This window comes from Bacillus sp. FSL K6-1003 (genome assembly GCF_037964945.1).
In the GTDB taxonomy this organism is placed as follows: domain Bacteria; phylum Bacillota; class Bacilli; order Bacillales; family Bacillaceae; genus Bacillus; species Bacillus mojavensis.
The window spans coordinates 1,854,296-1,879,775 of the sequence record NZ_CP150176.1 but is presented as its reverse complement, the minus strand read 5'-3'; the positions used below and the strand labels follow the sequence as shown (position 1 = coordinate 1,879,775).

Genomic DNA, 25,480 nt, shown 5'->3' with positions numbered 1-25,480 from the left:
CTTCCTTTTTAACATTTCTATATGTTTTGACGAATTATAGATTAAAAAAGAAAAAGGTACCGTTTGGTACCTTTTTTATCTTTATTTCGGATTTCTTGTGAATTTTGGTAGTCCGAATATAATGGCTAGGATGCCGCAGATCCCGATTAAAACAGGATAGAAAGAGTAATGCAAGATGCTGACAGGTGAAATATTTCCAAACTTCCCGGCCGATAACATCTGCGCGCCATAAGGAATTAGGCCTTGTATCACGCAGGAAAAGATATCTAAGATACTTGCCGACTTTCTATTGTCGATTTTAAATTCATCAGAGATATTTTTGGCAATCGGCCCAGCTGCAATAATAGCAATCGTATTATTGGCAGTAGCTAGGTTCGTAACGCTGACCAATCCGGCAATACCGGCTTCAGCACCTTTTTTCGAACGAATTCTTTTAGAAATAAACCCCAGTAAAAAGTCGATCCCTCCGTTTTGTTTCATAATGCCGACCATTCCGCCAATTAACATGGAAAGGATAATAAGATCAGACATTCCGGCAATTCCATCCGTAATTGATTTAAAATAAGACTCAAGCGTCAAGCTGCCGCTTGCAAACCCTATAATTCCTGTTAAGATCAATCCGCCAAAAATGACAGCCACCACATTAAAACCAATTAACGCAAAGACTAACACGGCAACATAAGGAAGTACTTTAAACCAGCTGTAGGATTCAGCTCCGATATGTCCCACATGTCCTGTCGGTATAAAAAATAATAAAATGACAGTTATGATAGCAGCAGGCAAAACGATCAAAAAATTCGTTTTAAATTTATCCATCATTTGTGTTTTTTGTGACCGTACTGCCGCGATGGTTGTGTCCGAAATAAAAGAAAGATTATCTCCAAACATAGCTCCCCCGACAACAGCTGCAATAGCGATTGCAGTGGGCAAGCCAAGTTCTCCGCTCAAACCGGCACTAATTGGAGTAACTGCTGCAATCGTCCCCATTGATGTTCCCATCGAAACAGAAATAAAACAAGCAATGATAAAAAGCCCTGGCAGTATAAACTGCTGCGGAATAATGCTCAAAGCAAGGTTGACGGTTGAGTGTACCGCTCCCATCGCCTCAGCTGCAGAAGCAAAAGCACCTGCTAATATAAAGATGATAACCATAATAATGATATCAGGATGTCCCGCACCGGAAGCAAACCATTCTATTTTCTGATTGAGCGATTGCTTCTGGTTAAATAAAAGCGCAAAAGCAGATGCTATAATAGCTGCAATCAATATTGGCAATTTATAGAAATCTCCAGTCAATACACCGGAGCCGACAAAAAGCCCTACAAATAATACTAGTGGCAATAGCGCCCAAGGATTTCCATTTTGTTTCATCTAAGTAGCCACCTCTAATTTCAATATCAAAGCCGTTAAACACAGTCTAAGCAACATTCCATACTTTAAAAGGCTACAGTAAAAAAGTCAAGCGGGAAAATAGTATAATAATTATTAAATTAATAACAGAATTGAAAGAAGGATTTTTCAAGGAGAGGAAATAACACACCTCATCCACAGATTATTTGGAAGATCCTATACAAATAAGGTTAGGTCTACTAAGATTAAACAACGAGCAAGCCCTTGGATGGGCAGTTTTTTCGGAATGACCATCCTCGCTTTCATGGCAGTACAGATGCTATTTACCGATAACAAGAAGTACATAAATCGTAACCAGCAACCGAAGACCCTACATTACGCAAGTTGATGTTCGTAAAGTTCGTGACAACTAACAAAAAAAGTTTCGGAGATTGAGTAATACTCGGCAAAAGACAGTGATTTACTTAGATGAATGGAAAATTGTTTGAAGCATTTTACAAGTCGTTTTAAAAAATCAACGAATTCGAATTGTTTATTTCGGCCTATTTAAGGAAGCTATGAAACTATTTGCAAATTGGACAAGATTTAGAAGGGGAATTGATCTGACTGAAATACGTCTATGTAGATTAAAACAGCTGCACCTAATTGGTGCAGCTGTTTATTTATGTATCACTTGCTGTCATTTTATTTTGAAGTTATTTCTCATTGTCTGCTCTAAACCGTATTTATTAAAAATGAATATTCTGAAAAAGTGAGATGGTCAGAAGTAGTGTTGATAGGGTACCTGCAGCCATTAAAGTTATTATTTTTCGTCCGTTTTTCCCTTTACCCTTCTCTTTTGAAGATTTTACTAGCTCTCGGGATACCGCACTCCATATAACTATAGATACTATAGCTACGATGGAAATCATTTCTGTAGACATATTTAAGCCTCCTTCATTTATGATTTGATTTTCTCTAATTTTAACATATATCATTCCATTTAATAGTCTTTTTGATTTAGAACAGGTGTCAGCCTTCTGGTATTACCACTGTAACCAGAGCCGAGGTGCGCCAACACCTACTATTGCTTTATGGATAAAACGATTATTTTATTTGGAACACAGGACTTTATCGATGACCAAGTGATATTATCCATGATTCAGTTCAAATTCTTCTCTTGTCATCCCAAAGCAAATACCATCATAATAAGCTCCTTTAGTGAAAATGATATTTCTTAGTTGTCCCTCTTTCATGAAACCTAATTTTTCATGCAAACGCATGGATGGATTATTAAAAGAATATACAGTTATATTTACTTTTTGATAGGCTAGCTCTAAAAAGAAAAAGCGAAGAACCATCAAGATCATTTCTTTGGCGTATCCTTTACCTCTATATGGCTCAAATACAGCCAGATAATAATCGAAGGTACCATTTTTCCTGTCACAATCAAAAGTTTCAATCATACCAACGATATTATTATCTCTATCAACTGCAATAAAACGGAAATCATCTTTTTCCAATTGTTCTTCTATCCATTCTCTCATTTTATTAGCTGAACGAGGAAAATGGAGCGAGTCCATATTACGTAGAATTTCATCATCTAAGGATTCAAATATAACGATATCTTCAGGTTGAACCGCTCGTAGTGTAAGATTTTCCCCTGTCCAATAAGTAACTGCCATTTTAACTTTTCCTCCATTTATCTCCATACTTTGCTTAACTGTTTAGAAAGTCATCATCTAATTCAATGTAGAGAATTCCATCATCTTCTTCATCAGCTTCAACTGGTTCATCAACTAAACTTAAGATAAACACCTCAAACGTATTGGCAATCAGGAAAAAGTCTTTATCTGGATGACTTAATTCATGATCCCAAAACCATACCTTTTCACTATCGATGTTGCATATTTCATTCCCACCTGCAGAGCTTGCAATAGGAATTATATTTCTAGGAAAGCGATCAGAATATGTATCGATCGCTTTCTGAAGGCTGTTATGATCGTTCGCTAAACCATAAAAACCCTCTAACAATTGTGTATCATCGTCCTTACCCATCCAAGGTTCCTTCTCTATAGGTTTATAGCAAACGTCATACTCAATCTCATCTGTTGTTTTTTCACTTTCTAGATAACATCCTCCATATTTCTTCAAAAAGTCCTTTTAATCTGAAGGTAATTGATTGCCTATATTCATTTCAATCTCTTTGAGTTGTCCATTCCTTTGCCTATTGATTCCTGCAGCTTTTTAAAGTCTTGCTGAATAAATAGTTTGTTTGGTTCTGTTTCAGCGTATTCTGTTTTTAAATCCTCATCAAGCTTGTTTAGCTTATTGATTGTTTTTTACGTTTGTCATCTGCAAATAAAAACCTTCATTTCCAATCCAGTAAAAACAGCTCCAAAAAAGAGATCACTGATACCTCAAGCAAACTTGAACAATCAGGATTAAATCTATTAGCATCATCACATGTTTTTTTGGAAGAAAATACCAGAAGAGAAAAGAGTTAAAGGGGGAACTAAAGAACGTACAGCGTTTAGAAATTGGTACGATAAGAAATATGGCAAAAAAACTTGGGCTAATTTTGAAAACCACCATCAACTTTCAAAGGAATATGGCGGCGGAAATATGACTGGGAATTTAATTCCTTTGGATAAGAGCTTCCGTAGAACAGAAGTCAATCCATGGTGGGCTTCTTACTAATTACAAGTAATAAAGGACTATAATTAGAGTACTTTACTCATCTATGTTTTCATAATAAGCTTTAATATTCCTTTCAACTTCCCAATACTTATTTCCGTTTGAGCTTAAAAGCCGATCAAACCAAATTTCAAAATTCGCTTTTAAATCTACTGCTTCATCAAAATGATCAATCGAATCCAAATAAAATAAGTAATCTAAGTCCCCTTTTTCATATCTATTCGAATCTATAACATATCTTCCATCAAAATGATACCCAATCAAAAGACACTTTTCTGGAAGGTCTTCTGTTTCATTGTATTTCAAAACATCATCAATACTGAGTATTTCAATTCCATCAAGAAACTCCAATCCATTATGTAGAGCTAGGAACTCCTTATAGTCCTTCGGTAAACTTACATTAAAATGAGACTCTAATTTTCTAATTTCTCCTTCTGTTGTGGGTTCTTTAAATTCAAATGTTAATACGAAACCGCCTGGTTGAATCATTTTGCCATACTTCGAAATAGCTTCTTTAATACCGGCCAGTGTCAAATGAATAAGTTTGCCTTCTTCCATATCCTCCCCCCTCTATCATCAATTATCTAGATTTCACCATGTCATTTGATTTCTCAACTTTGATTCCAAGCATAAAAACATTCTCCTTTTGACTATGAACTCAGTAAAATTTTTGATACCCTTAAATCCTATGTTGACTTTTAAATATTTTTTGGGATTACAATTTAAATTTGACTATTATAAATCTAAATTTAATAAGAGCCCTTTAAGGCCCTTATTTTTCTTTTATCCTTGGTATGAATTTGTTACAAACTCTTTCGCTTTATTAGCAACAGCTTCCCAAGTGGCGGCAGCATTATCGAGATATGTAGAAAGCTTATTTATATCCTCATTCTCAACCCCTTGTGCGAGTGAATAAAATTGATTTACTATAGTACGCCAAATTCCTTCAATTTGTCCGATAAACTCCATAGACCTTTCTGCTTGGGCCATTACATTATCCAAGTCTAAATTGATGCTTAAAAACAGACTTAAAACTTTTATTTCTAATGAAAGTTGTGCATCTATATTGTTTAACAAATTCTGAAAATGATCAATTTGTTGTTTAACTGATTGTATATCAGAACACTCTAATATTTCAGATACAATAAAACCAAATAAAGGGCCTAGATCAAATCTGAATTTTACTTTCTCATTAATATCATGTCTTTCAACAAGTGTACCTAATAATTTTTTTAATCCTAAGAACATATTTATTGAATGATGTATCTCACTCTCACCATTGTATTGTGAATATAGAGAAGCAATTCCTTTTTCAAAAGAACTCTTTAATTGTCTAACACCTATACAGTTGTTACCACCTTGAAGGAGGAAATTTAATTGATTTTGAACCATTTTTATATATTGTGGATGCTGATTGAGTTCACTAGCAAGCATTAAACAGGTTGACTGAAATTGCTTCGCAGCCTCTTGTCTTCCTTGTTCATTGCTATCGTTAGCCATTACTTGTAAGCTTATTTTCATCTCACTATTTATAATATCAGATGCAAAAGATCCAACATTGTTAATATCGTTAACCATATTAAGAACACAGCTAAATAAATTTTCCATCCACCAGTCACACAACTGTTTATATTCGTTATAAACATCATATAATTTCTGAAAATCTTGAGATATTTCAATGTTATCCGGTAAGTTCAAATAAGTTTCCAGCTCTTCATTACTCACAGGCAAACCCGTTCCGGTAAGAATATTCGCTTGAGTATTTGCCCAATATCCAGTAGATATTAGAAGCCCATCTCTTCCTAAAAGACCCTGTGGCCCATATTGGGATGTTGAATCTAAAACATTTTCAAATTTCATTTCTTGACCTGCCTTTCTTATCATCTAGAGTTTATATATTTAATATAACAAAAAAATCTTCCAAATTATTTTATTTTTTCAATTATTTTTATTCGATAAAAAAGTGAACATGAATCTAATTTTGTAAGACAAATCAAAAATGAAAATTCAACTAAACTAATTATAATGATAGTCGCCTTCATCACAAGACAAATTTTTAGAACACATTAAATTCACAATAATTGGATACAGGATTATAATTATTGATGATCTACCGATATAGTTAGAGAACAAACATTCTAAAAAGGGATAAGAAATTGAAGAAAGTAATATTAGGATTTGCTGTAATCACTCTAAGCTTATCATTGGCTGCCTGCGGTTCAAATGATACTGAAAAAAACAGTACAGAACCTAAAGAAACAAGTTTCTAAGGATGCCAAACAGACAGAACCAAAGGAAGCTAAACAGGAAACGGCTGCTGACAAATCTAAGGCAAAGATACAATAAGGAATTGGTACATGTTACATTAGATAGAGTTGTTGATGGAGATACGATTAAGGTGAAATACAACGGGAACGTTGATACAGTTCGTTACTTACTAGTTGACACTCCTGAGTCTAAAAAGCCAGACTCTTGTGTTCAGCCATACGGTGAGGATGCATCTAAAAGAAACAAAAAATTGGTTAGCGACGGCAAAATGCGCAATTAGAATTTGATAAAGGTGACCACCGAGATAAATATGAGAGATTGTTAGCTTACGTTTATGTCGATGGTAAGTCTGTTCAAGAAACATTGTTAAAAGAAGGATTAGCCAGAGTAGCATATGTTTATGAGCCAAATACGAAATACATAGATCAATTCAGGAAAGATGAGCAAGAGGCAAAATCAGATAAGCTTTTTATAAGTGGAGTAAGAATGGTTATGTGACTTACAAAGGATTTAATGGCTGTGTTAAACAGAAAGATGCTGCGGTTAAAAAAGCGACAACATTTAGACCGGCAACATCTCAGCCTACAACTCCAAAGGTATCAAGAAACACTTCTTCAAGTGAGAAGGATGCATCTTCCTCTTCTTCAGCATCAACTGGAGAGACAGAAACGTTTAAAAATTGTACTGAGTTAAGAAAGAAGTATCCGAATGGAGTACCTAGCTCTCACCCTGCTTACCAATCTAAAATGGATAGGGATCATGACAACTATGCATGTGAACGATAAAAAAGGAGATAAGTGATGACACAAAAATCTCATAAATTAAACTCTAAGTTTGGAATCATAGATTACCCATTATTCTTAAAAGATCTTGAGTCCTTCATTCAAGAGTTCCCTAAATCGGAAAGAAAGTTTTATGAATATGCGTTTAAAGCTTTTAAAAAAAGTTGGAAAAAAGGAAAAGATTTTACATATGACTTCTGCTGATCCAAAGCTTACTAAATTTGGTTTTATGGTTATTACTGAAAAGAAACTTCTATTTGTTACTATGAAAGGCGGTATTTTTGGCGTTGCAGATACTGAAGTTGTTGAATTTAAAAGTATCAAAGAAGTTGATTTTGATATTGCCCCAAATCCATTGGGAATGGCTACAATGCAATTGGGAATTCTCCCCTTAAAAATCAAAGGTAAGCTTGGAATGAGTAGCAAACGCACCATTAGAAATATTGATGAACGTTCTCTTGATAAAATAGTTGCAAACAAAATAAAAAGCCCGTTTTTGGGCTTTTCTTTTTTTATTTGGCTAAGTTAAAGATAAAGGTTGATTTAATATTATGGATAACAGAGTTTCTTATATTTAATGTAGTTTTAAATGGGTTTCTAAGGTTACTTGGTTATTTATGTTAAACTAAATATAGAGAGATTGTAAAACCTTCTACTTAAATTAACGGGTCAGTTAGTTTAAGTAGATGAATAAAAAAACATAACACCTTTCATCAAGGTATTTACTAAAAATTTAATTGTCGCAAACTTACAGTTATAATTAATAAGTATCTAATAAGAGGTTATAGATAGGAGATGAACTAAATGAAAAAAATAGTAGAAAGTACAACTTTTCCAAGAACTAAACAGTCTATAACAGAAGATTTGAAAGCTTTAGGATTAAAGAAAGGAATGACCGTACTTGTACATTCCTCCTTATCATCTATAGGATGGGTAAATGGTGGGGCTGTTGCTGTAATTCAAGCATTAATAGATGTTGTTACTGAAGAAGGTACCATCGTGATGCCTTCTCAATCCGTGGAATTATCTGATCCAAAAGAATGGGGAAACCCTCCCGTACCAGAGGAATGGTGGGATATTATTAGAGATAGTATGCCAGCCTATAATTCTAACTATACCCCCACTACTAGAGGGATGGGGCAAATAGTAGAGTTATTCAGGTCTTATCCAGAAGTTCAAAGAAGTAATCACCCAAACTACTCTTTCATAGCTTGGGGAAAACATAAAAACAAAATCCTTAATCAGCATCCTTTAGAATTCGGACTGGGTGAACAATCACCTCTGGGGAAACTTTATATACGTAAATCATATGTTTTACTATTAGGTGCTGATTTTGATAGTAGTACCTGTTTCCATCTCGCTGAGTACAGAATTCCTTATCAAAAAATTATAAACAGGGGTGCACCTATGATAGTAGAAGGTAAAAGAGTATGGAAAGAATATAAAGAACTTGAATTTAGAGAAGAACTATTTCAAGAAGTCGGTCAAGCGTTTGAAGCAGAACATAATATGAAAGTTGGTAAAGTGGGTTCTGCTAATTGTCGCCTTTTTTCACTTACAGAAGCAGTGGATTTTGCTGAGAAATGGTTTATTAATAATGATAGTAAAAATAAAAAAAAATAGCTTGGTCTATCTACCAAATGAGTTTAGTAAAACTTTTTTAAGCTATCGGGTTCTTTAGATTAAAAATGACAGTCATCTTTGCACTTATAACGTTGGCGACCTTCTCGCTTACCATAACGTACGACTGACATCAATACGTCAGCCAATTCAAAAGCCATGTCTCCTTCTGTCCCTGTGGCATTATGTTTAATATTGTTCAGCAACCACTTTAGGTATTCGACACTTTGGATTGGAAAAAGAGAAATCCTATGAATCTCCATAGGGTTCTTATTAGCAAGAATTTTTTCGACTTCTTCCTTCTGAATAGCATCCGGATCATCTGAATTAATACTATAAATTTGATCAAAATCCGCATTTTCGTCATCCTGAACCTCTTCGTACTCATGTATATAGAGTTTAGATAAAAATTCACCAAATGAATCTGAAATCTTAAAGTCATTATTTAATTCAAAGTCAAAGTAATGAACAGGTGGATTTTGATTAGTTTGGCGATAATCCAATGCAACCCAATTATGTCCATCCCCCTGTATTAACAATAATCTTTGTGGTAGCCCCCACTCTTTTATTAGATATTCACTTTCTAAGATCCCCAGATCCTTTCCTAGTCCTCTAATATGATCAACTTCGATATGATCGTCTGCCCAAGATGTTTCCTGATCTGTTGGGAATGCATTAAAATGAATCAATCCACCATTTTGTTGAACGATCAATTTTTTATATGCTTCGGGCAAATTCATTTTCAACTTTTTTCGATCTTTTTTATTTCTTCTTCTCTAATGTCTTTTAACCTAAAAGGATCATAGTCACTGTTCTTCCAAATCTCACTCATTGTTATTTACCTCCTATGGCTATGTGATTCTCTAAGGCTTATACCTAATTAAATTTGGAAAGTTCCATTAAAGTTGTGATAAAAATAAAACAGACGTTGGTGATTTTTCACTTTTGAGATGTGGCTTGAAACAGTCATGACAAAAGATGAAACACCGGGTTACAAAGGAAAGGTATCGGCTTTCATTTTTATACCGCCAGGTTCTAAAATATAGTTTCTAAATGAACCTGCATTAATCCATGCATTTGTATGAGGCTTCCACTCTTTGAAATAAGGCATTAAACCAGCTCTTAAAGCCTGAGATACAACGTTAGTACAGTCTCCATTTTTATAATTTTCATTTGGAGACAAAGCATAATTGTCAGCGTATTCCTTGGCTTTCCAACGATTATATCCTTTTACAGCAGATGCAGATGCAGAGACTTCCGATCCGTTGATCTTTTCTAATTCAGATTTTTGTTGCGTTGACAGTTCCTAATTTTTCTTCAATTTCTTGCTTGTAATTCTTTATATTTGACGAATCGTCACCTTCATTCTCATAATGAAGCGTAGAAGTTTTTTTGTCTTAGATACCACTTTGCTTTCTGATGAAAGACTTTGTTTCTTGGAAGCATTATTATCCTGTATCTCCTTTTTCTTCACCAAAAACAAAGTTTCTTTCTAACAATATAGGCCGCATAGGAGGAAAAATGAAAAAAAGGATCAAAACATTGCTATCTATTTTAGCAACAGTATTAATCATATTAATTTTAATGCCTCCCCTTTCACCAGTTTTGTTCAATACTTCTTCAGAAAAAGGAGCCATAAGACACGAAATCTATAAAATGGGATACCCCTATCAAAGCTATTTCACAATCCTTCAAAAAAGGGAAAGTGACAAATCATCAGGAAGTCTTTATTCTTTGATGTTATTTAATGCTTGGAAAAGTGAAACTGGTCAAACTCCTTATCTCTGTTATTCAAAGAAAGTAACAGAGGACAAATACAAAGTCGATTGCGGAACAGCACCTTAATTAGTTAAAAGCCCCTCTCATAGAGAGGGGCTTTTTCCACCATTTTTATGTTACATTAAAATATTCAGAAGCAATCAATCTATACTAGGATTTAGCAAATAAGATATTCTGATTTCTAATCCACATGAGGGGTTACATTATAATCTGTCCTGAGTTTCATTTTTAAATCTTTTGTTTTGTTAACTCCAGCATATAATTTATACTTTTTACCTAAATACAACCTTCCAGACGCATTATTACTTTCAATCAACGGTTGGTCATGCCCTCCGTAGCACTCATGCTGTGTGTTCAATGAATAATTACGAGGATTATATCTCCACAATTATGGAGGAATTTTTATTGTTTTTTTGTGGGTGTTTTGTGGGCGCTCTATGATTTATATTAAGTTATTAAAATTGTTAACCTATCAAAAAAATCCCCTGACACCAATAGTGCCAAGGGATTGAGAGATTAATACTGAGACATATACTGTTCGCGCTCCCAAGGATGAACTTGTGTGCGGAACATATCCCACTCGATTTCTTTTGCTTCGATGAAGTGCTCGAATAGGTGCTCGCCCAGGGCTTTGACCATCACTTCGTTTGATTTGAATTCGTCTAACGCTTCAGCCAGTGTTGCAGGCAGGTCGACGATTCCGTTTTCCATGCGCTCTTCTTTGCTCATCACGTAGATGTTGCGGTCGATTGGAGCTGGTGCTTCTAATTTGTTTTTGATTCCGTCTAAACCTGCAGCAAGCAATACGCTCAGGGCAAGGTACGGATTCGCAGCTGGATCTACGCTACGCACTTCAACACGTGTGCTGATGCCGCGGGAAGCCGGAATACGGATAAGCGGGCTTCTGTTTTGCGCGCTCCATGCAACGTAGCAAGGTGCTTCATAGCCAGGAACAAGACGTTTGTAAGAGTTCACTGTCGGGTTTGTTACTGCTGTAAAGCTTGTTGCATGCTTCACGATACCTGCAATGAAGTGTTTCGCTGTTTCACTTAACTGAAGATCTGCGTTTGCATCATAGAATGAGTTAACGCCATCTTTGAAGAGTGATAGATTGCAGTGCATACCTGAACCGTTCACACCGAACAACGGTTTTGGCATAAATGTCGCATGCAGACCGTGTTTGCGGGCAATTGTTTTAACAACTAGTTTAAACGTTTGGATGTCGTCACAAGAACGGACTGCACCAGCATATTTAAAGTCGATTTCATGCTGACCAGGCGCTACTTCGTGGTGAGATGCTTCGATTTCAAAGCCCATCTCTTCAAGCTCAAGAACGATATCGCGGCGGCAGTTTTCTCCCAAGTCAGTTGGAGCTAAGTCGAAATATCCGCCTTTGTCGTTTAATTCAAGCGTCGGTTCGCCTTTTTCGTCTAATTTGAATAAGAAGAATTCAGGCTCAGGTCCTAGGTTGAAATCACTGAAGCCCAGGTCTTCCATTTCTTTCAGAATCCGTTTTAAGTTGTTTCGCGGGTCACCTTCGAAAGGTGTGCCATCCGGATTGTAAATATCACAGATGAAACGTGCTACTTTACCTTTTTCAGCTGTCCATGGGAAGATAACAAATGTATTTAGATCAGGATACAGGTACATATCTGATTCTTCGATGCGAACGAAACCTTCAATAGAAGATCCGTCAAACATGACCTTATTATCAAGTGCTTTTGGAAGCTGGCTTACAGGAATCTCAACGTTCTTGATTGTTCCAAGAATGTCGGTAAATTGCAGGCGGATGTACTTGACGTTTTCCTCATTTACTAATTTTACGATATCTTCTCTTGTATACTTTGCCATTTCGTAAAACTCCTCCTCTAAAAGGTAAATGTATATAGCAAAACAGTTGCTAACGGATTAATGAAAGAAGCGAGACATGTCGCCTTGACGGAATGTATTTCCTCTTTGAAAACGGCCGGCTTGCATAAGCTCGTTTTTCAGGAGCTGTCTCAGTTCGTCATCAGACAGATCATGTTTCATTGGTTTCTTCGTCTTCTCATTTTGTTTCTGTTCCGGCTCAGCCGAAGCTTTCGCCAGAATTTGTTTAATTCCTGCCATGTTTACACCTTGTTCAATCAGGTGTTTAATTTCTAACAGTTTATCTACATCGTGAAATGAGAATAATCGTCTATTTCCTTCGCTTCTAGCTGGAAATATCAGTCCATTTTCCTCATAATACCGAATTTGTCTTGCTGATAATTCGGTCAATTGCATGACAATTCCTATTGGAAATAAAGGCATTGAGCGGCGAATGTTATCACTCATCTCAATTTCCTCCTTTTCTTAACTTAGTTTCATTATAGGTGATGTTATATTTTGTGTCAATAACATGTAAGGATTCTTAACATGAAATTCAGTGAAAATTTGAAACTATTCAAATTAATTTCTTATCCATTAAAGAATCCACTGCACTGCATATGGCATTTTTCACATGCGCATAGGTTAATCCTCCCTGGACATACGCTACATATGGCGGGCGGATAGGGCCATCAGCTGATAATTCAATGCTTGCTCCTTGTATAAATGTTCCCGCTGCCATAATCACATCATCTTCGTATCCCGGCATGTAGGCTGGATAAGGCGTCACGTGGGCATTGATCGGCGATGCATATTGAATCGCCTGACAAAAGGCAATCATCTTTTCCCTGTCGGAGAACTCTACAGATTGAATTAAGTCTGTTCTTTTCGCGTCCCAGCTCGGGTTAGATGTGAACCCCAGTTTTTCTAGAAATCTGGCTGTGAACACCGCTCCCTTTAAGCTTTGAGATACAACATGAGGTGCCAAAAAGAAACCTTGGTACATTTCCTGGAGCGAGTAAAGCGACGCTCCGGCTTCCCGGCCAATGCCCGGTGAAGTCATTCGATATGAACAAGCCTCGATCCATTCAGATTTCCCAACGAGGTACCCGCCTGTTTTGGCTAGACCGCCTCCCGGATTTTTAATAAGAGATCCTGCCATGAGATCAGCGCCTACATGACAAGGTTCAAGCTCTTCTACAAATTCTCCATAACAGTTGTCCACAAAAACAATAAGGTTTTCATTGATTTCCTTTACAAAACGGATCATTTCTTTAATTTCACTAATTAAGAAAGAAGGACGATTGGCATATCCTTTTGAGCGCTGAATGCCGATCACCTTTGTCTTCGGATTGATAGCTGCAGCGACAGCATCGTAATCTACTTTTCCGTCTTCAGTCAGGTCAACCGCATTGTAGCCGATTTGGAAATCCTTTAGCGATCCAGAATTTTCGCCGCCTCTGACGCCGACAATTTCTTCCAACGTATCATACGGCTTGCCTGTCATATAAAGCAGCTCGTCCCCCGGTCTGAGGACACCGAATAAAGCAATGGAAATCGCATGTGTGCCTGAGATAATTTGGGGCCTTACAAGCCCAGCTTCTCCGCCAAACACATCTGCATAAATGCTTTCAAGTGTGTCCCTTCCGATGTCATCATAGCCGTATCCTGTAGACGGTGTAAAATGAGTGTCGCTGACCTTGTGTTTCCTATAGCTTTGAAGCACTCTCCATTCATTGCGTTCACTGATTTCTTCTATTTGTTTATGAACGGCGGCAATTTCCGACTCCACTTCCATTGCTGTCTTTTTTAATAAATCTCCGTGTGTTAAAGTTTCAAACATGTCCTTGTATTCCCTTCTTACATATACTTCTTCAATTCACCGATGATGCTTTGCTCTTCTTGTACATATCCTGATATGTCGTACTGTTCGTTTTCTTCATTAAAATAAAAACGGTCAACCATTGTTTCGGATTTGATTCTGGAGAGAAGCTTGCCTTCACTTGCCGGTACCTGCGCTTCAAAAGGCGTTAGCAGCTCTTGGCGCAAATAACGCTGGATAGCTTCTTTAAACTTTTCAGTATCCTCCTCAAATCTCGCACTGACCATGATATGATTCTTCCCAACGGACGGGATAAAGTCAGGCAGCTTTTGATCGCGTTTATTGTAAGCCGTCAGCACCGGGATATCATCTGCTTCAAGCTCTTCCAGTAAGCGAAGCACCGTTTTTTCGTGCCCTGCGTAATCCTCATTTGAGGAATCAATCAGATGCAGAATCACATCCGCTTCTTTTACTTCTTCAAGCGTTGAGCGGAATGCAGCGATCAGTGTCGTCGGAAGATCTTGAATAAAACCGACCGTATCTGAAAGGAGCACGCTGTAGCCGCTTGGCAGCACCATTTTTCTGGTCATAGGGTCCAGTGTGGCGAACAGAAGGTCTTCTTCATAGCTGTCAGCGCTTGTCAGGCGGTTAAACCACGTTGATTTCCCCGCGTTCGTATACCCGACAAGAGCGATTTGCAGCACACCGTTTTTCTTTCTTCTTTCACGGTAGCGGCTTCTATGGCGAATGACGGCGGATAACTGCGTGTTAATTTCGTGAATGCGATTTCTAATATGGCGGCGGTCGGTTTCCAGTTTTGTTTCTCCCGGTCCTCGCGCGCCGATCCCTCCGCCTTGCCGGGAAAGGTTGATCCCCTGTCCCGTCAGACGCGGGAGCGCATACTGGAGCTGCGCCAGCTCAATTTGAAGCTTTCCTTCCCGTGTTCTTGCTCTTTTCGCGAATATATCTAATATCAATTGCGTGCGGTCGATGATTTTTACTTCAATCGCAGTTGCCAAGGACTTTAGCTGACTTGGTGACAGTTCATCATTAAAAATAAGGAGATCGGCTTCAAGCTCTTCAACGAGCACCTTTAGCTCTTCAACCTTCCCTTTTCCTATATATGTAGCTGCGTCGGCCCGGTTTCTTTTTTGCATGACGCTGGTCAATACCATTCCCTCTGCTGTTTTTGTGAGTGATGCAAGCTCTTCCATCGAATTTTCAAAATGCTCATCTGTGATATGCGGCAGCTGACATCCGACTAAAATGGCCTTTTCCTGTCTTGTTTCTTGTTCGTTCAAATGGATGTTCCTTTCTATTGCATATTGTGGGCAGTAGTATTATCATACCAAACCCTGCATGTGTATACCACAAAACGATTCCTGCGCAAAGCAAGAAATACATTAGAAAAAAAGACCTCTCACAGCAAGAGGTCTATACCGAGCCAGCGGCGTCTTCTTTAATTGAGAGATCTTGGCTTTTAATGGTCATCAAATCGCTTTTTAAGTATTGGTCGCCCATTAGAAGTCTCATGGCTTGCGCTCTAATCGATTTTTCAATGACATTTCTGACAAAACGGCCATTGCTGAATTTAATGGGACTTGTTGTGCTTTTGACTGTCATTAAGTAATCCTTTAACTTCCATTCAGCTTCCTGACTGAGCTGGTATTCCCGTTCTGCGATCATTCGTTTTGCAATTTCCATAAGCTGGTTGACGGAATAATCCGGAAAATCGATGGAGATGGGAAATCTGGATTGGAGACCGGGATTCAATGATAAAAAATGCTCCATTTCCCGTGAATATCCGGCAAGAATTAAAATGAATTCATGCTGTTTGTCTTCCATGTGCTTCACGAGCGTGTCAATCGCTTCTTTCCCAAAGTCCTTTTCGCCGCCTCTTGCAAGGGAATAGGCTTCGTCTATAAATAATATGCCGCCTAATGACTTTTTGATTAAATCCCTCGTCTTTTGGGCGGTGTGCCCAATGTATTCCCCGACCAAGTCAGCACGTTCCGCTTCGATCAGGTGACCTTTAGACAGTACGTTCATTTCAAAGAACAGCCGGCCGATAAGCCGCGCAACTGTCGTTTTCCCAGTCCCTGGATTCCCTTTAAACATCATATGCAGCGCTTGCTTTCCCACCTTTAAGCCTTGTTCCGCACGTTTTTGATTGACAAAAATCCATGCGTATATTTCCTTAATGTTTCGCTTCATTTCCTCCATTCCAACCAGTGTGTTCATCTCTTTTTCTATTTCCTTCAAAATGCCGTGCTTAGCTTCGTTTTTTTGCAAAGCGGCTTGATACTCCGCTTCTGCCTCAGCATTTGTCAGCACCTGCTTTTGTCCGTTAAGAATAATGTTGATCTGTCCGTTGTTTTTATAAGTCACAGCGCGCTCCAACATTTTCACCTCTCAATTCTCTCTATATGATATTCAAGCGTATGCCTTATGTGACAAACGCCTATCATGTGTCGAAACAAATGCTTTTTTTCGGGAACCATGGGGAATCCTGCGCTTTCCCGAGAAATACTTTATTTCTTATTGTATTCACGGACACAGGGTGGACAAACCAAGAGATTTTATTTTTAGCAAATTTGTTAGAACACACAGCTATGAAGGTGATATTTCTTTGATGTATAAACCTCCGTCAGTATATTCTCGATGCCGGCCTCTGTTATTTCTATTTGTAAAACAGTATATTGCGCAGATATGCTTGGGATGAGCTGATGAATTTGTGAATCATCAGATGTATGAAAGTATAACGTGTCCCCTTTCACTTCAGTAGGTTGACATGAAAGTGAATTCCAGTCTGCATAACGGCGTTTACTTCAACAGCCAAGCTTCTCTTACTGTTCGTCAATTGTGACAGCTTATCTTTTGGTCCGTCGAATTTGATTTCTCCCTCATCAATCAGGATGATCCGTTTACATAAACGTTCAATGTCATCAATTGATGAGAGGTGAGAGAATCGTCGTTTTATCCTCAGTATTTACGCGATGAAGAAATTGCTGTGTCTACTTTTCGCAACAATATCCTAAAACGATTGTCGGCTCATCGAGAAAGAGGATTTTGACGTGATGTATAAAAGCAGCTACAGCTTCCCCTTTCATTCGCAGTCCTAAGGAGGGCTGTCTGACCGGTGTGTCTAAGAAACCTTCCATGTCTAACATCGAAATAAAATCACTCATTCTTTCCTTATAATCTTTGTCCGGCACTTGGTATATCGCCTTTAACAGCAAACGAATTCCGAAATGGAGGATCGCACCATAGCTGTGTAAAAAAAGCAGACTTTTAGCAACCTTCCTGTCATATCCTGTTGATTTGTGCGCTTTCCCGAGAAATAATTTTACGGGTAACAGGGGTCATTTCCTCATTTTTCAGCCGGATGATAATCGTACAAGCAGAAGCCGTCTTTTTTCATATCCTGTAATGAGGTGATGGAGAATGGTTAAAATTTTTATCGATCCAGGTCATGGCGGGTCCGACCCAGGCGCAACTGGCAATGGTCTTCAAGAAAAAACGTTAACCCTGCAAATCGCTTTAGCTTTACGCACTATATTAACGAATGAGTATGAGGGTGTCACTGTGCTGTTGAGCCGGACAAGCGACCAATACGTCAGCTTAAGCGACCGGACAAATGCTGCAAATAACTGGGGAGCAGATTTCTTTTTATCCATTCACATTAATGCCGGGGGCGGAACAGGTTTCGAAAGCTACATTTATCCGGGAGTCGGAGCACCGACAACGACTTATCAATCGGAGATTCACTCTGAAGTCATACAAGCTGTCGACTTTTCCGACCGCGGCAAAAAAACAGCAAACTTCCACGTATTAAGGGAATCCTCAATGCCTGCCCTGCTTACGGAAAACGGTTTTATTGATACGGTTACAGATGCGAACAAGCTTAAAACGAGCAGCTTTATTCAAAGCTTGGCAAGAGGACATGCAAACGGGTTGGAGCAAGCCTTCAGCCTTCAAAAGACATCCGACTCAAGATTATATAAGGTTCAAATTGGCGCTTTTAAGGTCAAAGCAAATGCGGACAATCTTGCAAGCAGCGCAGAGTCTAAGGGCTTTGACGCCATTGTGCTCTTGAAGGGCGGATTATATAAGGTGCAGATCGGCGCATTTTCCTCCAAAGATAATGCTGACGCCCTTGCCGCCAGAGCAGATAATGCCGGGTTTGACGCTGTGGTCATCCAAGAGTCATAATATTGCTGTAGACGAGCATGCCTGATAAAAAAACCCGGTTCCTCTTCATGAGAAACCGGGTTTTTTTATTCAAGAATGTCAACCACAAATTGCGACCATGTTTCCAGTCGGTTATAAATGTCTGTTTGTTTTAGTTCCGAAATTTTCATCCATTTACCCGCGATTTGCTCTTTCTCTTTGACTTCCACATGTGAGCCGGGCTTTAATTGAAGCGCAGATAGAATACCGATATGCACTTTACCGACACTGTTGTCATCATCATTGATCAAACCTAATGTGATAATGGCCTGCTTATCCTCTTCCTCGATTTGCAGTTCTTCATCAAGCTCCCGGTCTGTGTTCAGCTTTAAGACCTCGGCAAAAGAAGCGGCTCCTTCAATATGATTCATATGGCCGCCAAAGCCAAGAGAAAGCTTATTGTGAAGACGTGATTCCCCGCCGCCAGCCAGCCGCTCATAGAGGAAAACTTCATCCTCGCGTTTAATGACGACATAAGGAATCGGCTGCTTATAATGTGGATCTTCTTCGGCGTCTCCCCTTCTCATTTCACGATAGGTCGCCTCAATTTGAGCCATAATTTCTGCTACTCGGGCATCTTCACTGTTTACGCCTTGAAAAGTCAATTTTTCTTTTTTAAACACTTCATCGCGCGGAGCGACCAAAATGATTTCGTCCATTTTTCCCATGATTACTGCGTCCTCCTATTTCAACCTTCAAGCCGAAAAGAGCAGATATTATATCTGCTCTTTTTCATCATCAAAGAAAAAGTCGTCGTCTTTGATCGGCTCAACGGTCGCCTTTTTGTACCCGTTCCCCTTCATGGAGAAGAAGTCATGTGATTTTGTTTTTGTATTTAATCCGTTTAAAACGATCGGATTAATATCTTCCTCTTCAAAGTACGCATCAAATCCAAGGTTCATCAGCGCTTTATTCGCATTATAGCGAATGAACTTCTTGACATCGTGTGAGAGTCCGACTTGATCATATAAGTCCTCGGTATACTCAAGCTCATTCTCATAAAGCTCATTCAAAAGGTCAATGGCAAATTCGCGAAGCTCTGCTTTTGTCTCTTCTGTCTGCTTATTGTAGATTTCTTGAGCGAGAAGTCCGACATAAACACCGTGAATCGCTTCATCACGAAGGATCAGGTTGATGATTTCACCGCTTTGCATCAGTTTTCCTTGTCCGTAGAAATATAACGGATAATAGAAACCGCTGTAGAATAGGAAGCTTTCTAAATACACAGATGCAACCATGGCTTTGAACAGTGAAATCTCGTCATCTTTTTTAATCGCTTTGTAGAGTCCGACGATGATTTGCGCTTTTTTCTGCAAAAATTTGTTTTGTTTGACCCATTCGAATACTTCATTAATCGTTTCAGTCGGTGCCAGTGTCATGAAAATATTAGAGTACGATTTTGCGTGAACGGCGTTCTCCATCATCGCCATAAAATTCAGCACGGCTTTCCGCTGGTGGCCGTCTACGTGTTCAGCCACGATCGGCATTCCTGTATTCCCCTGCTCTGTATCAAGAAGAGTCAATCCGGCCAGTACCTTCATATACGTATCTTGCTCGTTTTTCCCGAGGTACTTCCATGTGAGGAGATCGCCGTTTAAAGCAATCTCTTCCGGAAGCCAGAACTGTTTCACATTTTGGTTATAGAACATTTGGGTAAAGTCGTCTTCATGCTTTGACCAGTTTGCTGCGTCATAAATTTTCGTCACTATAAACTCTCCTTTAATCAAACAACACAAGAAAGGCAGCTGTCTTGCCCAGTATCTTTCGTTCTTGCATAGTAAATGGTTTTAATTCCTCTGTGATGTGCATACAAATCAATCCGGTTTAAATCACGAGTCGTCATTGTATCTTTTAGGAACAATGTAAAGCTGATTCCCTGATCAACGTGCTGCTGGATTGTCGCGATCATATCTACGACTTTGAACATATCCATATCATAGGCTTCTTTGTAGAAGAACCAGTTATTAGATGCAAGCCCAGGCATTGGGTAGTACGTTTTTGAGTTGCCGTATGTTCTTTCTTCAATCCGTTCCATAATTGGCATGACAGATGCCGTGCTTGACTGAACGTATGAAATCGAGCCTGTCGGCGCAATGCATAATCTGTAGCTGTGATACATGCCGTGTTCAGCGACAAATGCTTTTAATTGCTTCCAGTCCTCTGCCGTCGGGATATGCATACCTTCAAACAGATTTGCAATTTTTTCGTATTTCGGTGAGAAATCAGTTGAAACGTACTTATCGAAATATTCACCGGTTGCATAGGTTGATCCTTCATATTGATCAAACGTCTCGCCCTTCTCTTTTGCGATCTCCGCAGAACGCTGGATAGAGTAGAAGTTCACCATCATAAAGAATGTATTCGCAAAGTCGCGCGCTTCTGGACTTTCATACGCGATGCCGTTTTGCGCAAGGTATCCGTGAAGGTTCATCGCGCCGAGACCGATTGATTTCATCGCTTTGTTTGCCCGTCTTACAGCAGGCGCATTACGGATATCAGTCGTTTCAGAAACGTGAGTTAAAGAATCAGTCGCAAGCTTAACAGTCTTTTCAATTGATTTGTGCTCCATCACGTTGAGAATGTTAAGCGATCCAAGGTTGCAGGAAATATCCAAACCGATTTCATCTTCTACATCGTAGTCTGTGTAAGAAGAAACCTGAGATGCCTGCAGCACTTCGGAGCAAAGGTTAGAAAATTTCACCTTTGAAATATGGTTATTCGCATGTACTTTGTTGACATTATCCTGGAACATGATGTATGGATAGCCTGATTCAGAACGAAGCACCGCCAGTTTTTCAAGCAATTTCCGCGGGTTGATTTTCTCTTTTTTCACCCGAGGGTTGTCGACGAACTTGTCGTACATTTCATTCATGTCCATTTCGTCCATGTGCTGTCCGTACTCTTTATAGATGGTATGCGGATAGAATACATAAGCCGCTTTGTCCTCACGCGCAAGCTCAACGAACTTGTCCGGAATGACCACACCGATAGAAAGTGTTTTGACGCGCACATCCTCGTCGGCAGAAATCTTTTTCGTATCGAGAAAATCATTGATATCGCGATGGAAAATGTTTAAATACGCCGCGCCTGATCCTTGTCTTTGTCCCATTTGGTCAGCATATCGGAAGGCGTTATCAAGAAGCTTCATGACACCTACAACGCCTTTTGTGGCATTCTCAACATCTTTGATGGCTTCACCTTTTGCGCGAAGCTTGGACAGGTTAAGAGAAACCCCGCCGCCCAGTTTAGAAAGCTGCATGGAAATATCGATCGCTCTTGAAATGTCGTTTAAAGAATCATTGACTTCGAGCAAGAAGCAGCTCACAAGTTCTCCGCGGCGTTTTCTGCCCGCGTTTAAAAATGTCGGTGTGCTCGGCTGATATTCCTGATTAATCATCAGGTTCACATATTCTTTTGCTTTCTCAGTGTCGCCGTTTGCGAAGAACAGCGCAACAATTGAGATCCGGTCCTCATAACGCTCGAGGATTTTTTTCTTGTCATTCGTTTTCAAAGCATAGTCATTATAGAATTTAAACGCACTCATGAAGGAAGGAAAACGAAACTTCTTAGCGTAAGCTGTCTTAAACACTTCTTTAATGTCTTCAAAAGAATAAAGGCTTAAAAACTCTTCTTCATAGTATTGATTTTCAATCAAATAATCCAGCTTCTCTTTTAAATCGTGAAAGAATACTGTGTTTTGATTGATATAATCTACAAAATAGCTATGTACAGCCTCTTTATCCTTATCAAACTGAAATTTTCCATCTTTTTGGATCATGATTTCATTATTTAACTGGATCCATTTTGGCACTTGATTTTGTGACAACTCTTTCTACCTCCTGAGTAAACAATTCAACGTCTTTAGATGTGCCGCTGAGTTCAAATTTGTGCAAAATCGGCACCTGATATTGTCTTGAAATAGTATCGGCGCTTTTCGCAAAGTTATCGCCCCATACTTTATTGCCGCTCGCAGCGACGCCTAATAAGAGATGGGCGTATTTTTCGAGAAATGATTGTGTTGATGCCGGTACTTGGCCGAAGTTTGTCGTGTAGGTGACCAAAACAAACGGAGTGTCCAGATGGTCAATTTCGTCCACCTTGCGGATCTGCTGAAGGCCTATCTTATTTACAAAGCGCTGAACATTCCCTGTTTTTGAATCAAATATGATTTGTACCACGTTTTATCACGACCTATCAAAAAATATGAATCTCTCAACCACTAACACTATATATAGTATACTACCCTCTGAAAAAAACACAATATATAGATTCGTTTTAATAAAAAATTCATATTTTCTCTCTGGCACCCTCATCAGGGCCCAAAAAAGAGAGCAGAACGAGAATCATCTCTCATCCTACTCGAAGTGTCGTTTTTAAGCCGATGTATATCATAACACGAAAAAAAACTGCTTAGTAGTCTAGATTTTTTTTTCTTATACTGTCACAGCATTTTTCGCTTTCGACAGTTTCTTCTATTTCTGCGTCAGCGCCGATTTCTTGTAAAACTGCCTTCAATGCGCTTATAATTGAGGCTTCTCTGATTAATTCTTTTCCATTAACAATAATACTCGTTCCATATTCATAGCAGGAATCGTCTTCACAGATTTCTTCCCAGTGATTGACAACAATCTTATGCTTCATCATTTCACCCTCTGTATGTTCTGTGTCAGTATTCAGTTTAGCGGCCTGCGTCTGCTTTGTAAAATTCCATGCTTGTGAATTTTATTCAAGCTCATCAGATGGATACTCTTTTTTAAGCTTTACCTTGTTATCAGCCTCATTATACTCATAAATTTCTATATTGCCGTCATTTACGATTCCAAAATGGTTATTTTCGAGCGGAAATGAGCTTGGCTGGGGCGTTTCATAAGAATCTCCGCTATCCGTTTCAATCACTGTTTCATCTCTCCCGCACGCACCAAATAATAAAAACACGGCAATCCAGACAAGTGCAATTCTGATTCGTCTTAACTCCGCTTCGAATTCAGAAAACATTCATTAACTCCCCTAATATTCAAATTTTTTACATTATATACATTTCACCCCTTTTTATGTTCTCATTATCAAGTAGACCACGCAAGATAAAATAAACAAGAGAGGCTGCTAGTTTCTCAGCCCCTCTATTTCTTACTTCTGTACATAAATAGATACTGAACCCCCATTTACATGAAACTCTCCCCATCCATCAGAACCAATCGTAACAGGAGCGGAGCGGTTCCCAGTGATGTCATACCATGTCTCGCCGGCATTTTGCTTCCCGACGTACATCCTCTTTGACCCGCCGGAACCGTCTGTGATTAAAGCGGCCAATCCTGATTGGGCGGCCGATTGATCACCCTCCCTCGTCCAGCCAATCACATCCTCATGATCTAAATAATCATGCTGGGTCCCGTATGCATAATGTTTACGTGCTTTTAAGATAGGTTCTATTTTATTTTTGAGCACCGGAATTTCCCTTGATGATGATCCCTTTGTTCCATACATATCTCCATAGAAAACCTGCGGGTAACCAGCCTCTCTCGTTAATATGAAGGCATACGCGAGCGGCTTAAACCATGTTTGTACAGTCGACTCCAAAGATTGCCCCGGCTGTGTATCATGATTTTCCACAAAGGTTACCGCTTGCATAGGATGCTTAGCTACGACAGTGCCATCCAGCAAATGTCTCATATCATAGCCGCCCCCTTGTGAGGATGCAGCCTGCAAATGATAATGAAGCGGGACATCAAAAACGGATTGCTTAAAATCAGTTTTATTCAAATAGTTTTCGAGTTCGTTCAGGTTATTTTGCCAATACTCTGCAACTGTAAACATTTCCTTTCCTGTTGATTGCCTGACTGCCTTTACCCAATCACTCAGAAACGAAAATTTAATGTGTTTAACAGCGTCAAGCCGAAAACCGTCGAGTTGAAGCTCGTTCGCATACCAGGTACCCCATCTTTTTGTTTCTGCGACAACATCCGGGTGATCATAGTCGACGTCTGCATACATCAAATAATCGTAGTTGCCGTTTTCCCTGGATACTTCCCAATCCCATGCCTTTCCATCCCCTTGAAATTTATAGATGCGGTTCAGCTTTCGGGATTCGTCCCAATCTGCTCCGTCGAAATGATACCAATGCCACTTAAAATCGCTGTACGTGCTTCCGCGGCCTGGGTAATGAAAGTCTGTCCATGCTTTTATTTGATACTCTCCTGATATTTCCTGATTCCTATCGTTCGGATTCACTTCGACCGCCCTTACATCTTCTGTTGCATCCGCGCCCGCCTTATGATTCAAAACGACATCACCATATACCTGGATGTTTTGCGAATGCAGGGAGCTGATCGCTGACTGAAGCTCATGCTTTGTGCCGTATTTTGTCCTCACCGTCCCTTTTTGCTGAAATTCTCCTAAATCGTACAAATCATATGGGCCATATCCATTGTCAGATTGACTTGTTCCTTTGTATGCAGGAGGAATCCATACAGCAGTGATTCCGATTTCAGATAAATGCCCCGCATCTCCTTGCAAACGTTTCCAATGTTGTCCGTCATTAGGCAGGTACCATTCAAAGTACTGCATCAGCGTGCCGTTTATGCTTGCTGCCCAAGTTTTAGATACCGGCAGCGTGACAAACAGCAGTGTTAACAAAACCACCAGGCCGCATGATACGGCACGTTTTCGTTTGTGAACCATTTTCCTCTCCCCTTTCCAGCATAATCACAAATCATTGTACCTTAATATGAAATTTACACAAATAACCAAATTCCTATATTTTTTGTAATCTCTATAGAAGCTTCTGCGACACAAAAAACCTCGGGCTGAAAGCCCGAGGTTCTTCTATTTCTTTATATCTTTGTATGGTCTATTCTAATTCAAGCTGGACGTTTTTTTGCGGTGCAAAAGTCGAGATCGCATGTTTATATATAAGCTGCTGCTTACCTTCCGATTCTAGCAATACGGTAAAGTTATCAAAGCCTTTCACCTGGCCGCGCAATTGAAAGCCGTTTAGTAAAAAAACAGTGACATACGTATTTTCTTTGCGGATTTGATTCAAAAACTGATCCTGAATATTAATCGGTTTCATGTTTCGTCCTCCTTGATTCTCTATATCATACAGTTT

The 25,480-nt window shown here is 39.1% G+C and carries 23 protein-coding genes and 5 pseudogenes; 6 read left to right on the top strand and 22 right to left on the bottom strand.

Annotated elements, in window-relative coordinates:
• Positions 1-81: 81 nt before the first annotated feature.
• From NSU16_RS09410 to NSU16_RS09390, 5 genes and pseudogenes are all read right to left on the bottom strand, one after another.
• Positions 82-1,371: a Na+/H+ antiporter NhaC family protein gene (locus NSU16_RS09410; RefSeq protein WP_326197001.1), complete on the bottom strand. Its 1,290-nt coding sequence runs from the start codon at positions 1,369-1,371 to the stop codon at positions 82-84.
• Positions 1,372-2,078: 707 nt separating this feature from the next.
• Positions 2,079-2,273 carry a hypothetical protein gene (locus NSU16_RS09405; protein ID WP_326197002.1) on the bottom strand — a complete coding sequence of 65 codons (195 nt, stop codon included), beginning with the start codon at positions 2,271-2,273 and terminating at the stop codon, positions 2,079-2,081.
• Positions 2,274-2,480: 207 nt separating this feature from the next.
• Positions 2,481-3,014, bottom strand: coding sequence for a GNAT family protein (locus NSU16_RS09400; protein WP_326333484.1), 534 nt, complete (start codon positions 3,012-3,014; stop codon positions 2,481-2,483).
• Between the two features lie 34 nt (positions 3,015-3,048).
• Positions 3,049-3,543: pseudogene (locus NSU16_RS09395) on the bottom strand (SMI1/KNR4 family protein); the annotation flags it as partial.
• Between the two features lie 5 nt (positions 3,544-3,548).
• Positions 3,549-3,712: pseudogene (locus tag NSU16_RS09390) on the bottom strand (hypothetical protein); the annotation flags it as partial.
• 83 nt (positions 3,713-3,795) lie between these two features.
• Here NSU16_RS09390 and NSU16_RS09385 point away from each other — a divergent pair.
• A complete protein-coding gene (locus tag NSU16_RS09385) occupies positions 3,796-4,029 on the top strand; it encodes a hypothetical protein (RefSeq protein ID WP_339192553.1) in 234 nt (77 codons plus the stop codon).
• A 33-nt stretch (positions 4,030-4,062) separates the two neighbouring features.
• On the opposite strand, the gene NSU16_RS09380 is transcribed toward NSU16_RS09385, so the two are convergent.
• Complete coding sequence (locus NSU16_RS09380) at positions 4,063-4,584, bottom strand: SMI1/KNR4 family protein (RefSeq protein ID WP_326217464.1); 522 nt, start codon at positions 4,582-4,584, stop codon at positions 4,063-4,065.
• A gap of 225 nt (positions 4,585-4,809) precedes the next feature.
• Positions 4,810-5,073 (bottom strand): annotated as a pseudogene (locus NSU16_RS09375) (toxin); the annotation flags it as partial.
• Between the two features lie 1,109 nt (positions 5,074-6,182).
• Between NSU16_RS09375 and NSU16_RS09370 the strand changes: the two are divergent.
• From NSU16_RS09370 to aacD, 3 genes and pseudogenes are all read left to right on the top strand, one after another.
• Positions 6,183-7,079 (top strand): annotated as a pseudogene (locus NSU16_RS09370) (thermonuclease family protein).
• A gap of 15 nt (positions 7,080-7,094) precedes the next feature.
• Positions 7,095-7,605: pseudogene (locus NSU16_RS09365) on the top strand (PH domain-containing protein).
• A gap of 275 nt (positions 7,606-7,880) precedes the next feature.
• Positions 7,881-8,699 (top strand): aminoglycoside N3'-acetyltransferase, encoded by an 819-nt coding sequence (gene aacD / locus NSU16_RS09360; protein WP_339192552.1) that lies wholly within the window; start codon positions 7,881-7,883, stop codon positions 8,697-8,699.
• A gap of 59 nt (positions 8,700-8,758) precedes the next feature.
• Here aacD and NSU16_RS09355 read toward each other — a convergent pair whose 3' ends face one another.
• Both NSU16_RS09355 and NSU16_RS09350 read right to left on the bottom strand, forming a co-directional pair.
• Positions 8,759-9,436, bottom strand: coding sequence for an SMI1/KNR4 family protein (locus tag NSU16_RS09355; protein ID WP_339192671.1), 678 nt, complete (start codon positions 9,434-9,436; stop codon positions 8,759-8,761).
• A 251-nt stretch (positions 9,437-9,687) separates the two neighbouring features.
• A complete protein-coding gene (locus NSU16_RS09350; protein WP_339192551.1) occupies positions 9,688-9,879 on the bottom strand; it encodes an amidase domain-containing protein in 192 nt (63 codons plus the stop codon).
• A 338-nt stretch (positions 9,880-10,217) separates the two neighbouring features.
• Between NSU16_RS09350 and NSU16_RS09345 the strand changes: the two genes are divergently transcribed.
• Entirely contained in the window at positions 10,218-10,541 is a 324-nt protein-coding gene (locus NSU16_RS09345) for a hypothetical protein (protein ID WP_339192670.1), read from the top strand.
• Positions 10,542-10,991: 450 nt separating this feature from the next.
• Here the strand turns inward: NSU16_RS09345 and glnA are convergent, their stop codons facing one another.
• From glnA to spoVK, 5 genes are all read right to left on the bottom strand, one after another.
• Entirely contained in the window at positions 10,992-12,326 is a 1,335-nt protein-coding gene (gene glnA, locus NSU16_RS09340; RefSeq protein ID WP_024121509.1) for a type I glutamate--ammonia ligase, read from the bottom strand.
• A gap of 57 nt (positions 12,327-12,383) precedes the next feature.
• Complete coding sequence (glnR, locus tag NSU16_RS09335) at positions 12,384-12,791, bottom strand: transcriptional repressor GlnR (protein ID WP_010334345.1); 408 nt, start codon at positions 12,789-12,791, stop codon at positions 12,384-12,386.
• A gap of 109 nt (positions 12,792-12,900) precedes the next feature.
• Positions 12,901-14,166: an aminotransferase class I/II-fold pyridoxal phosphate-dependent enzyme gene (locus NSU16_RS09330; RefSeq protein WP_339192550.1), complete on the bottom strand. Its 1,266-nt coding sequence runs from the start codon at positions 14,164-14,166 to the stop codon at positions 12,901-12,903.
• A 17-nt stretch (positions 14,167-14,183) separates the two neighbouring features.
• Positions 14,184-15,446 carry a GTPase HflX gene (gene hflX / locus NSU16_RS09325; protein ID WP_326333487.1) on the bottom strand — a complete coding sequence of 421 codons (1,263 nt, stop codon included), beginning with the start codon at positions 15,444-15,446 and terminating at the stop codon, positions 14,184-14,186.
• A gap of 133 nt (positions 15,447-15,579) precedes the next feature.
• Positions 15,580-16,548 (bottom strand): stage V sporulation protein K, encoded by a 969-nt coding sequence (gene spoVK, locus NSU16_RS09320; protein WP_032731087.1) that lies wholly within the window; start codon positions 16,546-16,548, stop codon positions 15,580-15,582.
• Positions 16,549-17,589: 1,041 nt separating this feature from the next.
• On the opposite strand from spoVK, the gene NSU16_RS09315 reads away from it, so the two are divergent.
• Entirely contained in the window at positions 17,590-18,357 is a 768-nt protein-coding gene (locus NSU16_RS09315; protein WP_168747912.1) for an N-acetylmuramoyl-L-alanine amidase, read from the top strand.
• A gap of 65 nt (positions 18,358-18,422) precedes the next feature.
• Here the strand turns inward: NSU16_RS09315 and NSU16_RS09310 are convergent, their stop codons facing one another.
• From NSU16_RS09310 to hfq, 8 genes are all read right to left on the bottom strand, one after another.
• Complete coding sequence (locus tag NSU16_RS09310) at positions 18,423-19,043, bottom strand: hypothetical protein (RefSeq protein ID WP_010334339.1); 621 nt, start codon at positions 19,041-19,043, stop codon at positions 18,423-18,425.
• A 48-nt stretch (positions 19,044-19,091) separates the two neighbouring features.
• On the bottom strand, positions 19,092-20,081 hold the full coding sequence (gene nrdF / locus NSU16_RS09305; protein WP_010334338.1) for a class 1b ribonucleoside-diphosphate reductase subunit beta: 990 nt from the start codon (positions 20,079-20,081) through the stop codon (positions 19,092-19,094).
• 17 nt (positions 20,082-20,098) lie between these two features.
• Complete coding sequence (nrdE, locus tag NSU16_RS09300) at positions 20,099-22,201, bottom strand: class 1b ribonucleoside-diphosphate reductase subunit alpha (RefSeq protein WP_010334337.1); 2,103 nt, start codon at positions 22,199-22,201, stop codon at positions 20,099-20,101.
• Positions 22,161-22,553 (bottom strand): class Ib ribonucleoside-diphosphate reductase assembly flavoprotein NrdI, encoded by a 393-nt coding sequence (nrdI, locus tag NSU16_RS09295; RefSeq protein ID WP_168747910.1) that lies wholly within the window; start codon positions 22,551-22,553, stop codon positions 22,161-22,163. The genes nrdE and nrdI overlap by 41 nt, the downstream gene beginning before the upstream one ends.
• Positions 22,554-22,785: 232 nt before the next feature.
• Positions 22,786-23,016: a hypothetical protein gene (locus NSU16_RS09290; RefSeq protein ID WP_326202456.1), complete on the bottom strand. Its 231-nt coding sequence runs from the start codon at positions 23,014-23,016 to the stop codon at positions 22,786-22,788.
• Positions 23,017-23,097: 81 nt separating this feature from the next.
• Positions 23,098-23,370 (bottom strand): YmzC family protein, encoded by a 273-nt coding sequence (locus NSU16_RS09285; protein ID WP_168747909.1) that lies wholly within the window; start codon positions 23,368-23,370, stop codon positions 23,098-23,100.
• A gap of 132 nt (positions 23,371-23,502) precedes the next feature.
• Complete coding sequence (gene amyS / locus NSU16_RS09280; RefSeq protein ID WP_339192549.1) at positions 23,503-25,053, bottom strand: alpha-amylase; 1,551 nt, start codon at positions 25,051-25,053, stop codon at positions 23,503-23,505.
• Positions 25,054-25,222: 169 nt separating this feature from the next.
• A complete protein-coding gene (gene hfq, locus NSU16_RS09275) occupies positions 25,223-25,444 on the bottom strand; it encodes an RNA chaperone Hfq (protein ID WP_003221097.1) in 222 nt (73 codons plus the stop codon).
• Between the last annotated feature and the right edge of the window lie 36 nt (positions 25,445-25,480).

Coding starts and splice junctions, on each gene's coding strand:
- NSU16_RS09405 (WP_326197002.1), bottom strand. CDS start 2,273: ATGTCTACAGAAATGATTTCCATCGTAGCTATAGTATCTATAGTTATA.
- NSU16_RS09355 (WP_339192671.1), bottom strand. CDS start 9,436: ATGAATTTGCCCGAAGCATATAAAAAATTGATCGTTCAACAAAATGGT.
- glnR (WP_010334345.1), bottom strand. CDS start 12,791: ATGAGTGATAACATTCGCCGCTCAATGCCTTTATTTCCAATAGGAATT.
- NSU16_RS09380 (WP_326217464.1), bottom strand. CDS start 4,584: ATGGAAGAAGGCAAACTTATTCATTTGACACTGGCCGGTATTAAAGAA.
- NSU16_RS09310 (WP_010334339.1), bottom strand. CDS start 19,043: ATGGGAAAAATGGACGAAATCATTTTGGTCGCTCCGCGCGATGAAGTG.
- spoVK (WP_032731087.1), bottom strand. CDS start 16,548: ATGTTGGAGCGCGCTGTGACTTATAAAAACAACGGACAGATCAACATT.
- NSU16_RS09330 (WP_339192550.1), bottom strand. CDS start 14,166: ATGTTTGAAACTTTAACACACGGAGATTTATTAAAAAAGACAGCAATG.
- NSU16_RS09285 (WP_168747909.1), bottom strand. CDS start 23,370: ATGTTTTCTGAATTCGAAGCGGAGTTAAGACGAATCAGAATTGCACTT.
- NSU16_RS09385 (WP_339192553.1), top strand. CDS start 3,796: ATGTTTTTTTGGAAGAAAATACCAGAAGAGAAAAGAGTTAAAGGGGGA.
- glnA (WP_024121509.1), bottom strand. CDS start 12,326: ATGGCAAAGTATACAAGAGAAGATATCGTAAAATTAGTAAATGAGGAA.
- NSU16_RS09400 (WP_326333484.1), bottom strand. CDS start 3,014: ATGGCAGTTACTTATTGGACAGGGGAAAATCTTACACTACGAGCGGTT.
- NSU16_RS09410 (WP_326197001.1), bottom strand. CDS start 1,371: ATGAAACAAAATGGAAATCCTTGGGCGCTATTGCCACTAGTATTATTT.
- hfq (WP_003221097.1), bottom strand. CDS start 25,444: ATGAAACCGATTAATATTCAGGATCAGTTTTTGAATCAAATCCGCAAA.
- aacD (WP_339192552.1), top strand. CDS start 7,881: ATGAAAAAAATAGTAGAAAGTACAACTTTTCCAAGAACTAAACAGTCT.
- NSU16_RS09315 (WP_168747912.1), top strand. CDS start 17,590: ATGGTTAAAATTTTTATCGATCCAGGTCATGGCGGGTCCGACCCAGGC.
- amyS (WP_339192549.1), bottom strand. CDS start 25,053: ATGGTTCACAAACGAAAACGTGCCGTATCATGCGGCCTGGTGGTTTTG.
- NSU16_RS09290 (WP_326202456.1), bottom strand. CDS start 23,016: ATGAAGCATAAGATTGTTGTCAATCACTGGGAAGAAATCTGTGAAGAC.
- NSU16_RS09345 (WP_339192670.1), top strand. CDS start 10,218: ATGAAAAAAAGGATCAAAACATTGCTATCTATTTTAGCAACAGTATTA.